The 12,304-nt window shown below is 47.7% G+C and carries 8 protein-coding genes; all 8 read left to right on the forward strand.

Features of this window, described 5'->3' with window-relative positions; translation table 11 throughout:
• Window positions 1-150: 150 nt before the first annotated feature.
• Complete coding sequence (locus JUB15_RS10880; protein WP_207512488.1) at window positions 151-3,354, forward strand: SusC/RagA family TonB-linked outer membrane protein; 3,204 nt, start codon at window positions 151-153, stop codon at window positions 3,352-3,354.
• A 20-nt stretch (window positions 3,355-3,374) separates the two neighbouring features.
• A complete protein-coding gene (locus tag JUB15_RS10885; RefSeq protein WP_207512489.1) occupies window positions 3,375-5,192 on the forward strand; it encodes a RagB/SusD family nutrient uptake outer membrane protein in 1,818 nt (605 codons plus the stop codon).
• A gap of 381 nt (window positions 5,193-5,573) precedes the next feature.
• Window positions 5,574-6,962, forward strand: a complete 1,389-nt coding sequence (locus JUB15_RS10890; RefSeq protein WP_207512490.1) for a pectate lyase family protein — start codon at window positions 5,574-5,576, stop codon at window positions 6,960-6,962.
• Between the two features lie 44 nt (window positions 6,963-7,006).
• Entirely contained in the window at window positions 7,007-7,741 is a 735-nt protein-coding gene (locus JUB15_RS10895; RefSeq protein ID WP_207512491.1) for a rhamnogalacturonan acetylesterase, read from the forward strand.
• A 64-nt stretch (window positions 7,742-7,805) separates the two neighbouring features.
• A complete protein-coding gene (locus tag JUB15_RS10900) occupies window positions 7,806-8,720 on the forward strand; it encodes an alpha/beta hydrolase (protein ID WP_207512492.1) in 915 nt (304 codons plus the stop codon).
• 89 nt (window positions 8,721-8,809) lie between these two features.
• Window positions 8,810-9,790, forward strand: coding sequence for a pectinesterase family protein (locus JUB15_RS10905; RefSeq protein ID WP_207512493.1), 981 nt, complete (start codon window positions 8,810-8,812; stop codon window positions 9,788-9,790).
• 82 nt (window positions 9,791-9,872) lie between these two features.
• Window positions 9,873-11,477 carry a glycoside hydrolase family 43 protein gene (locus JUB15_RS10910; RefSeq protein WP_207512494.1) on the forward strand — a complete coding sequence of 535 codons (1,605 nt, stop codon included), beginning with the start codon at window positions 9,873-9,875 and terminating at the stop codon, window positions 11,475-11,477.
• Between the two features lie 125 nt (window positions 11,478-11,602).
• Window positions 11,603-12,187 carry an RNA polymerase sigma-70 factor gene (locus tag JUB15_RS10915; RefSeq protein WP_207512495.1) on the forward strand — a complete coding sequence of 195 codons (585 nt, stop codon included), beginning with the start codon at window positions 11,603-11,605 and terminating at the stop codon, window positions 12,185-12,187.
• Window positions 12,188-12,304: the final 117 nt, after the last annotated feature.

Raw genomic sequence — 12,304 nt, forward strand, 5'->3', positions numbered from 1 at the left:
AATAACCATGATGCGGTTACGACAATGTAACCTGCAACCTGTAACCGGCTCCCGGCACCTGGTAACCGGTAACTGAAAGCCAGAATACCAACAACGATTGCTATACGAAATAAAAATGACTTGTTGTTCCTAACTTAAAAGAGTCGCCATATGAGTAAATTAAAACAATTACCAGCACTGCTGTTATTCATTCCATTTTTTCTGCAAGCACAAACCCGGCAAATAACGGGAACGGTCACTGATGACAGAGGAGCGCCGGCTGCCAACGTTACTGTACAGGTTAAGGGCGGGCGGGCTGTGCAAACGGATGCTAAAGGCCAGTTTACCGTTCCTGCCACCGGCACAGGCAATATAAGTCTTACATTGTCCAGTGTGGGCTTCAAACCGGTAACCATAACCGCAGATGGTACCCGGGATGTGCGCGTTCAGCTGGAGCGTGATGCTGCTACCCTGCAGGAAGTGGTGATCGGTTATCAAACCGTTCCCCGAAGTAAAGTCAGTGGTTCGGTGTCATCCATTGCTGCGAAACAAATAAAAGACGTACCGTTGGCCTCAGCAGCCGAAGCCCTGCAGGGCCGGCTGGCCGGTGTTCAGGTAACCGCCACAGAAGGCGCGCCCGGTTCTGAGGTCGTTGTACGGGTACGTGGCGGCGGCTCCATAACCCAGGATAATTCGCCCCTGTACATTGTTGATGGGGTGGTGGTCGAAAACGCCCTGAGTGTGATCTCACCGCAGGATATCGCTTCCATCGACGTTTTGAAAGATGCTTCCACCACTGCTATCTATGGCGCGCGTGCTGCCAACGGAGTAGTGATCATTACCACCAAAGGAGGCCGGCCTGGCAAAACGCAGATCACCTACAATGGCGCTTTTGGCTGGCGGGAGCTGCCCGAGACCATGGAAGTAATGAGCCCCTATGATTTCGTGCGCTGGCAATACGAAAGAAGCCGCGGCAACCGCGAAGACAGCATCAGCTTTGTTCGCACCTATGGCAGCACGTGGGATACGCTTAACGTTTATAAAGACCTGCCGGCCATCAACTGGCAAAGTGAAGTGTTTGGCCAAAAGGCAAAGTTCAATAACCAGAACCTGGCGCTGAATGGCGGCGGTGAGAACACTACCTTCAATTTAAGCCTTACCAGCAACAGGGAAGATGGGATCTTGATAGAATCGGGTTTCGATCGCAAACTGGTGAACTTTAAACTGGAACACAGGGCATCGGATAAATTGAGAATAGGGTTTAATGCCCGTTATCTCGATCAAACCATTCGCGGCGCCGGTACTACCAACAGCGGCACGCGCGCTACCAACCGCCTCCGCCATACCATAAACTACCGGCCATTTGAACTGCCGACCCCAGCCGGCGGCATCGATGATTTTGATGAAGCGTATTTTCTCGCATCCAGCGGCGCTATCAATCCCGTATTATTAACCAGGGCCGAATACCGGCGTCAATATACAAAAGCCACTTACCTGAGTGGTTTCTTCAATTACACCATTGTAAAGAACCTGAGTTTACGCTCTACGTTTGGCTATGACAATGCGGTGGTTGAAACAGACCTCTTCTTTAGTAAGATCACTCCAACAGCGCGCAATTTCGCCTCCCTGCCGGTGGCATCTATAGGCGAGCAATACAACAATACCCTCACCAACTCAAACGTATTGCAGTACAACCTGGCGAACTATAAAGGTAAACACGATATCAACGTACTGATAGGGCAGGAGGTGATCGACCAACGAGTGCGCACAAGCGCTTTTGAGACCCGCTATTTTCCTTCAGATATTTCGGCCGAAAAAGCGTTGGAGAACATGGGTGCCGGCTCGGCGCCTCCAGGCTCATCGCAACCATTGCCCACGACCTTTACGCAACCACCCAGCCGCATTTTCTCCTGGTTTGGCCGGGCAAGTTATGAGTTTGACGATAAGTACGCCGCTACCTTTAACCTGCGGGCCGACCGCTCTTCCAAATTTGCATCTGAAAATGGAACACTCGTTTTCCCGTCAGGATCGGTGTCGTGGCGTTTCAGCCAGGAAGATTTTATGCAAGATCTCTCGTGGGTGAACGATGCCAAACTACGTTTCGGTTACGGATCGGTGGGAAACAACCGCATCGACAACCTGCTATATCTGCAATTATACGGGGTAACGGGTCAGTATGCATTTAATCATATCATTCAACCCGGGGTAGCGCCAGTTTACCTGCGTAACCCTGATCTGCGATGGGAACGGAATACCAACATGAACCTGGGAATGGATTGGTCGCTGTTCAATAACCGCCTGCAGTTTACGGTGGATGTATATAAGAATTCCGCCAAAGACCTGCTGCTCGCCGTGAACATTCCACCTACCACCGGTTATACGTCGCAGTTGCAGAACCTGGGTGCCACCTCTAACCGCGGTATTGAATTCCAGATCAATGCCATTCCGGTTTCCAAAAAAGATTTTAGCTGGAACACCAACTTCAATATTTCTTTCAATAAGAACCGGGTCGAAAACCTGGGGGGCGTAGATGAAATTACCCGTACTTCCGGCTGGCAGGGCAGCGATGGCGTTGATGATTACATCGTAAAAGTAGGCGAGCCTGCCGGTTTGATGTATGGCTTTGTGACCGAAGGTATGTTCAGTGTGGATGATTTCAATTACAACCCCGCCAATCAAACCTACACCCTGAAACCAGATATTGCCAATAATGGCGTATACGGTGTTGCACAACCGGGTATGCTAAAATGGCGTGACATCAGCGGTCCCGATGGGGTGCCTGACGGCATAATAACCGCTGATTATGACCGCGTGGTGGTAGGCGACGCCAACCCCACATTCACCGGCGGCTGGAACAACCAGCTTGCTTATAAAGGATTTGATCTAAGTGTTTTCGTCAACTTTGTTTATGGCAATGACATTTATAATGCCAATAAAATAGAATGGACCGATGGCGCTTTTCCTAACCTGAATATGCTGAACATTATGAAAGACCGCTTTACGTACATCAATGACGCGGGACAACGGGTAACCGATCCCAAGGAGCTGGCGGCGTTGAATGAGAACGCCAAGATCTGGACACCGGTGCGGGTACAACGCTGGTGGTTACACTCCTGGGCTGTGGAAGATGGTTCGTACCTGCGGATCAATAACCTCACAGTGGGCTATTCATTACCAAAAACGGTGATCAATAAGATCAAGCTGTCTACCTTCCGCGTGTATGCAACTGTGAACAACCTGGCCACGTTGACCAGTTATTCGGGATACGACCCCGATGTTACGGCCCGCAGAAACGATCCGTTAACACCCGGGGTTGACTTTGCCGCGTATCCGCGCTCACGTACCTGGGTCTTTGGCGTAAATGTTACATTTTAAAAACAAAAAACGATTGATCTATGAAGCGTTTTCGATCATATCAAATAATTGCCACAGCCGTTCTTTGGATCTTAATTGTCAATATAACGGGTTGTAAAAAATATACGGAAGTAGAACCTGATTCGGCGTATACCATTCCGGAGGTGTTCAGTGATGTGCCCAATGCCACCATGGCTGTTATAGGGGCCTATGATGAATTGCAGGGAGATGCAGGTTATGGCATTCGCATCAGTATGTATTACCCATACGATTCCGATGAAGGAATTGTGAGTGGTAATATCGACAATGGCCGCCGGGGAATTGGCCGTTATCAGCTGTTGCTGACCAATACAGAGATAGCAAATCCTTTCCGCCAGTTATATCGTGGTGTTGAAAAAGCCAATTTGTGTATTGAACAGATACCGCAGATGCGGTTGTATGAAGAAGGAACGGATACAGAGAAAAAAGAATTAAGGCGTTTACTCGGTGAAGCGCTTACGTTACGGGCGCAATTCTATTTTGAGCTCATCCGTAACTGGGGCGATGTGCCGGCGCCCATGGTTCCTTCTTATCGACAATCTGATCTATTCCTGCCCCGCACCGATCGCGATTCAACCTATGATATTATCTTGACCGACCTGGCTACTGCCATTGACCTGTTGCCCTGGCGAACTGAAGTGGCGCGCAATGAACGCATCACGAAAGGCGCGGCTAAGGCATTGCGGGCAAGAATAGCTTTGTTCAGGGGTGGTTATGCCTTGCGCAACAATGCCCGCATCGAGCGCCGCAGCGATTATCTGAAATATTACGAGATGGCCAAAAAGGAATGTGAAGATCTGATGGCCCGGCGTGATCAGCATACTTTGAATCCGAACTTTGAAAATATCTGGCGCAACGTAACCTCATTTACTTACGATCCGCAAGCCGAGATCTTGTTTGAAGTGGGCGCCGGTGGAGGTAACGGCAATAGCGACAGCCGCATGGGTAATTACGATGGCCCTAATCTTAACAATGCTTCGCGCTATGGCGCCGGCGGCGGTGGCATCATTATGCTGCCCAATTATTTTTATGCCTTTGATTCGGTAGATACCCGGCGTGATGTTACCGTAACCTGGTACCAGGTTACGTCGGCCAGTAATGTAAAATCGATGCGCCGCCTCACTGAATTGAATACCGGTAAATACCGGCGTGACTGGCGGGTGCCGCTGTTGCCCGGTACCGTATTGAATGTAGGATATAACTGGGTGATGATCCGTTTTTCTGATGTGCTGCTGATGTACGCCGAAGCCGTGAACGAACTTAATAACGGGCCAACCGCCGCGGCCATTGCAGCTTTTGAAGAAGTTAGAAAAAGAGCCTATCGCGGCAATACAAATCTCATCGGCGCCACCCCAACTGATAAAGCAGGTTTTTTTGCTGCATTGGACAACGAACGGTTCCTTGAGTTCGGGCATGAAGGCATTCGCAAATATGATCTGTTACGTTGGGGACAGCTGGCTAATAAACTCAGTGAAGCAAAAACAAAAATTGAACAAATAAGAACGGCCTCGGGAAGATATGCGAATGTACCAGACACTGTTTACTGGCGCAATGCAGGGGAGGAGATACAATTTTATGCAGGTGCCAATACGGCACCAACAGCGCAACCTTTCTGGCAGCCAAAACAAAAGCCCACAGCGGGATCCTGGAATGCTTTGGCATGGCGAACTTCCCTTGGAATAAATGTTATAGATGGTAAACCGTTGGCTGCAGGGATGGCCAGCTTTTTTGTATCCGGAAAAAGTGAGTTGTTTCCCTTCGATCAGGCAACACTGGCTGCCTACCAGGGAAGGTTATCACAGAACCCGGGTTATCAATAATGCAGATGATTAACGGCAATGCTCAATGTTAAGAAACGGAAAATATTCCGCAGCATCCAGAGCTTGAACGATTGGGGCTGACCGGATGAACGTTGACCGCTCGATTGCCGGTGGCCGAAAAGCCGAAACGCTGCTTAACCGCTAAGCAGCGTTTGGCATTATACGCAGCTTTGCAACCGCTCACCTGAAACCTGCATCTTGAAGACTTTGAACTATTAACTGAGAACTGTGAACTGTAAACTGTGAACTCCGATTCCGGGAACGTTTGCATAGAAAAAGGAACGCTGAATCAGCCATTTAACAAAATATCTCACTAGAATTGACATCAGATGTATGATAAAACGATTGTTAATCTGTAAGCAACCCAGGGTAGATCGCCGTATGAAAATGAAGATCATTCTGGCAATTATTCATTTTATTTTTTATGCTGACCTTACAGCGCAACCCATTGCCTTCCCTGGTGCGGAAGGGTTTGGCCAGTACACTACCGGCGGCCGCGGCGGTAAAGTGTTCGTGGTAACTACCCTCGATGATGATGGACCCGGCAGCTTTAGAAAAGCAGTGCAGTCCGGCGAACCGCGCATCATTGTATTTGCTGTTTCGGGCACCATTCACCTGCAATCAAAGCTTGAGATAAAAGGAAACGTTACCATTGCCGGGCAAACAGCGCCCGGTGATGGCATTTGTCTGGCCGATCACCCCGTTGGTTTGGCCGGTGATAATATTATTGTGCGTTATCTGCGCTTTCGCATGGGCGATAAGAACCAGCGCGGCGGCATGGTCGACGGCAGCGGAAGTGATGACGCTTTTGGCGGAACCCGCAAAAAGAATATTGTCATCGATCATTGTTCCATGAGCTGGAGCACCGACGAAGTGTTTTCAGTATATAATGGCGACAGCACCACGCTGCAATGGAACCTCATTGCAGAGCCGTTGAACTACAGTTATCATTTCGAAAAAGGCGATAAAGATTATGAACGCCATGGCTATGGCGGTATCTGGGGCGGGAAACATTTGTCAGCACATCATAATCTCTTCGCGCATTGCAATAGCCGCAATCCCCGTTTCAATGGCATTCGCAACATGCCCGATGAAAATGTGGATTACCGCAATAATGTGATCTACAACTGGGGCGGCAACAATGTATATGCCGGTGAAGGGGGTAATTACAATATTGTAAACAATTACTACAAGTACGGTCCCAATACCAATAAGAATGTAAAGTACCAGGTTGTGAATCCCTGGAGTAAACCACCGAATATAGCGTACGGTAAATATTTTGTGGATGGAAATTATGTAGATGGATCAAATGAAGTAACCAGCAACAACTGGCTCGGTGTGCGTATGGGCGATAATAAGCGGGGCGACGATCCGGCACTGGCGAAAGCAAATGCTCCGTTTGCCATTGTACCGGTAACTACGCAGCAGGCTAAAGATGCCTATGAACTGGTGCTGAAGCAGGTTGGTTGCAGTTTGCCCAACAGGGATACGCTGGATGCACGTATCATCAACGATGTAAAACACCGCACCGGCCGTTTCATTGATGTGCAGGGCGGCTATCCGCATGGAACTGCCTATGAAGCTACCGTGAAAGCATGGCCGGCTTTGAGTACAACACCAGCTGCTCCCGATAAAGACCGGGATGGCATGCCCGATGCCTGGGAAAAGAAACAAAAACTGGATCCGGCTGATGCCAGTGATGCAGCGGGTTACAAACTCGATAAACAATACACAAATATTGAGGTGTATGTTAATGGACTAGTGAAGTAATGTTGATAAAGTTAAAAAGTTGATAAGGTTATAAATGAACAGCAATGAACAAGTTGGTAGTTATTGCACTATTTATGTTGATGGCGTTTGTCATGCCACCTAAAAAAAAGATCACGGTATGGCTGATCGGGGATTCGACCATGTCGGTTAAAGACGTGAAAGCATACCCTGAGCACGGGTGGGGAATGCCCTTTGTTTACTTTTTCGATTCAACGGTGACGGTTGATAACCGCGCACAAAACGGCCGCAGTACCAGAACCTTTATGGAGGAGAACCGATGGGCGCCCGTAGTAGCGGCTATGCAGGAAGGCGATTATGTGTTTGTTCAGTTCGGACATAATGACGAGGTAAAAACTAAGAGAAGTTATACGCCAGAAGCGCAATTCAAAGCCAACCTGGTGAAATACATTACTGATACGAGGAGCAAAAAGGCTACACCGGTCTTATTGACACCGGTAGCGCGCCGCAATTTCGACTCAACCGGTCACATCGTAGGCACGCACGACCTGTATGCACAAATTGTGCGTGACGTGGCCAAAGAGAATAAGGTGCCATTGATCGACCTCGATAAACAAGGCCAGGCATTGATGCAGCAATGGGGTGTTGACAAATCAAAATTGTTGTTCAATCACCTGGCGCCCGATGAGCACCCCAATTATCCGAAAGGAAAAGAAGATAACACCCACTTCAATGAACTTGGCGCCCGCATGATAGCACAGCTCGTGCTGAAAGGAATAAAAAGCCTGGGGCTGGAACTGGCGGAAAGAGTGAGGAAATGATTAGCTGATGTGATAATTAGCTAATGTGATAATGAACACCCAACATCAGTATTAAATATTTTACATGTATCGAAAGATCGCTTGTTTATTGCTTGTAATTTTTTCAGGACGATTGGTTATACAGGCGCAGGAATTCATTCCCTTGTGGCCCGCCGGTAAAATGCCTAATACGAAAGGCATGCGATTAAAAGATAGTATTTACAACGAACGGGTGTACCAGGTGGGAACGCCGGGTGTTTATGCATTCTTTCCCTCTGTGCAGGAGAATAAACATTGTGCAGTGCTTATTTGTCCGGGTGGCGGCTACCATCATCTGTCATACCAGGTCAGCGGTTTTCAGCTGGCCAAATGGTTTAACACAATGGGCATTAGTGCTTTTGTCTTGAACTACCGCCTGCCCGTTTCGCCCGATCTCATACAACGTGAAAAAGGACCCTTGCAGGATGCACAACGCGCCATGCGGGTAATACGGGCCAATGCCGGCAAATGGAATCTTCAACAGAACAGGATCGGCATCATGGGGGTTTCTGCCGGCGGACACCTCGCTGCCTGGGTGGGCAACAGCAGCGAAGATGTAGCTGCCATTGGCGATACCATGAATGCAATAACCTACCGGCCCGATTTTACCATTCTGGTTTCACCGGTTATCACTTTGGAGCAATATGCGCATAAAGGCAGCCGCGATAATTTGCTGGGCAATAATGTTTCTAAAGAGCAATTGGAAAAATATTCCATGGAATTACAGGTAAAGCCAACCACACCCCCCTGTTTCCTGGCACATGCAAACAATGACAAAGCGGTTGATCCCCGCAACAGTGTTTATTTCTATCAGGCATTGTTGGATAAAAACATTGCAGCAAGCATTCATGTTTTTCCCCAGGGAGCACATAACATAGCGCTGCGTAACAATCCCGGCTCTACTGCATTGTGGACAACATTATGCGAACAGTGGCTTATTGAAATGGGATTTTTGAAATAGTTATTGAGTTATTGGGTTATTGGGTTATTGGGCTATTGAGGGGCTTAATAACTCAATAACTGACGAACTAAAACGAGAACCAGAATAAGATGAAAAAAGCTTCTTTTTTATTGTTGTTATTTTTCCCCCTTGTGCACGCTGTTAGCCAGCAACAAACCTATCCCAGCTACCTGACAGTAGCGCAGGATGGCAGCGGCAACTACAAGACCATTCAGGAAGCAGTGAATGCCATGCGCGATTTTTCGCAGGAGCGGGTGACCATTTTTATTAAGAAAGGTGTGTATCACGAAAAGCTGGTCATTCCAAGCTGGAAGACCAATATTTCGCTGGTAGGTGAAAGCCGCGACAGCACCATTATCACTAATTCAGATTATAGCGGCAAGCCCTATGCCGATGGAAGAAAAGATGAAAGAGGGCGCGACAAGTTCAGCACCTTTAATAGTTATACCGTACTGGTAAAAGGAAACGATTTCCGGGCAGAAAATCTTACCATCCAAAACGCGGCGGGTCGCGTTGGGCAGGCCGTTGCCCTGCATGCAGAAAGCGATCGCTGTGTGATCCTGAATTGCCGCTTGCTCGGTAACCAGGATACCCTGTATGTTGGTATCGATAGCAGTCGCCAGTATTATAAAGATTGCTATATAGAAGGCACTACCGATTTTATTTTTGGTCCGGCTACCGTCGTTTTCCAGAATTGCACGATCAAAAGCCTGTCAAATTCTTATATAACAGCAGCGTCAACTACGCCAAGGCAATCATACGGATTGGTATTCTTCAACTGTAAATTGGTGGCTGATACCGGTGCAAAAAAGGTCTTGCTGGGACGCCCCTGGCGGCCACATGCAAGAACGGTATTTATCAATACAGAAATGGGTGAACATATAACTGCCACCGGTTGGGATAACTGGCGGAATCCCGAAAATGAAAAAACGGCTTACTATGCCGAGTTCAACAGCAGGGGACCCGGCGCCAATCCAAAAGGCCGCGCCGCCTGGTCGCATCAGCTCACCAAAAAACAGGCAAAAGAATATACCCTGAAGAATATTTTTGGTGACTGGCAGCCTTTGTGACGAGTTAGTAAGTTGATAAAGTTGCCAGTTGCAACCAACTCACCATTGACCATTCACCATTGACTACAAGAAACCGACTATAATGAAAAAACTGTTTGCACTAAGTTTCACACTCTTTAGTTTATATGCCACCGCACAACAGCCATATATTTCCAAAGTGTGGGTGTCAGATAACAAAAATGGAACGTTTAAGAATCCGGTTATTTATGCTGATTATTCCGACCCCGATGCCTGTCGCGTGGGCGACGATTATTATATGATAGCCTCCAGCTTCGATGCCATTCCGGGACTGCCCATTCTGCATTCTAAAGACCTCGTAAACTGGACGCTCATCGGCCATGCGTTGAAACGCCAGCCTCCCTACGATCATTTTTCACAACCCCGTCATGGTGGTGGCGTGTGGGCGCCTTCCATCCGCTATCATAATAACGAGTTCTACATTTATTATCCCGATCCTGATTTCGGCATTTATGTTGTAAAAGCAAAAAACATCAACGGCCCCTGGTCTGACCCCATTTTAGTCGAAGGCGGAAAAGGATTGATCGATCCCTGTCCGTTGTGGGACGATGATGGTAAAGTATATCTCGTGCATGCCTATGCAGGCAGCAGAGCCGGTATAAAAAGTATAATTGTAGTAAAAACACTCGATGCCACAGGCACCAGAGTGACCGATGGTGGCGTACTGGTATTTGATGGGCACGATCAGGATCCTACACTGGAAGGTCCAAAATTCTATAAACGCAATGGGTTTTATTACATTTTTGCACCGGCTGGCGGCGTAGCTACCGGCTGGCAACTGGTGTTGCGCTCAAAAAATATTTATGGTCCTTACGAAAGAAAAGTGGTGATGGACCAGGGCAGCACAAAGATCAACGGTCCACACCAGGGCGCATGGGTCGATACAAAGACCGGTGAACACTGGTTCCTGCATTTCCAGGATGTAGGCGCTTATGGCCGTATCGTTCACCTGCAACCGATGAAGTGGGTGAATAACTGGCCGGTGATCGGCATTGATAAAGATGGAGATGGTAAAGGGGAGCCGGTGATTGAATATAAAAAGCCGAATGTTGGTAAGAGCTATCCACTACAAACGCCGCAGGAATCGGATGAGTTCAACGGCCGCACCCTGGCATTACAATGGCAATGGCAGGCCAATCCAAAACCATATTGGGCTTTTCCCGGTAATGGATATCTGCGGTTGTTCAGCGGTATGGTAGCTGATACCGCAAAGAACCTGTGGTTTGTGCCCAACGTGTTAATGCAGAAATTTCCGGCAGAAGAATTTACGACTACTGTAAAGCTGGATTTTAAACCCCGGCTGGCAGGCGAGAGAACCGGGTTGATCATAATGGGCTCCGACTATGCATACGTGGGTCTTACTAAAAAAGAAGACGGTATTTATCTATCTTATGTGGTTTGCGATAAAGCGGAAGGCGGCAAGCCAGAGCAGGAAAAACTAATTGGTAAAATAAGCGGGGGAACTACCTACCTGCGCGTACAGGTTGGTAAAGGAGCCAAATGTAATTTCATGTACAGCGAAGATGGAAAAAAATTCACTTCTGCTGGTGATACCTTTACGGCAGTGCCCGGCAGATGGATCGGCGCAAAAATCGGATTGTTCTGTACCCGCACTGCAGTTACTAATGATGCAGGCTTTGCCGATATAGATTGGTTCAGGGTTGAATAGAACTGACCGTAATTATAAGATATAGTGCCATGCTGTGCTGTCGTTTTTGGCGGTAGCCGCATGGCGCTTTCATTTTATCTAAAAAATGACTACATTTATCACCGATTGATTGCTTATTGAAAATTATGACCATTAGCCTGCCACATATTCAGCAAGGTATATATGCCGGAAATGAACAATGTCTGGCGGAGCTATACCGGTTATTCAGTAAACGCCTGCATCATTTTGCCCGCGTTATCACCCGCTCGCCGGAAATAGCTGAAGAAATAGTAGAAGATGTGTTCGTGAAATTGTGGAGCAACCGCCATCGCATAAACGAAGTTGAAAATCTCACCGTTTATTTATATGTAGCGGTCAAGAACAGATCCCTGAATGCCATCTCGCAGAAAGCTACTGAGCTCATCAGGGCGCCTTTCGATGATCTTGACATAGAAGCCGCGCAAGTTGTTTCCGATCCCTATAATCTACTGGTCACTGCCGAAATGATGAAACGGATGCAGCAGGCGGTAGACAATTTACCGCCCCGTTGTAAAATGATCTTCAAGCTGGTGCGGGAAGATGGTCTTAAACACCGCGAAGTAGCCGAGATCCTCAATATTTCCCACAATACCGTCGATGTGCAAATGGCCATCGCCATTAAAAAGATCTGTGCCGAGCTCCAGGTAAACCGCGTTGCAAAAGGTTTTGGAATATCGAAGAAAGAGTTTTAAAGAACCGCGGCAGTTTCGGGCATTTTATTATCAATTATCACATTATCAAATTAGCTAATTGCTTTATCCATTTCACTTTCAGGGTTGAAAAATATTTTTCAAAAGCCTTAATGGTGT

Origin of the sequence: Longitalea luteola, assembly GCF_017356035.1 — a bacterium.
Taxonomy (GTDB): domain Bacteria; phylum Bacteroidota; class Bacteroidia; order Chitinophagales; family Chitinophagaceae; genus Niastella; species Niastella luteola.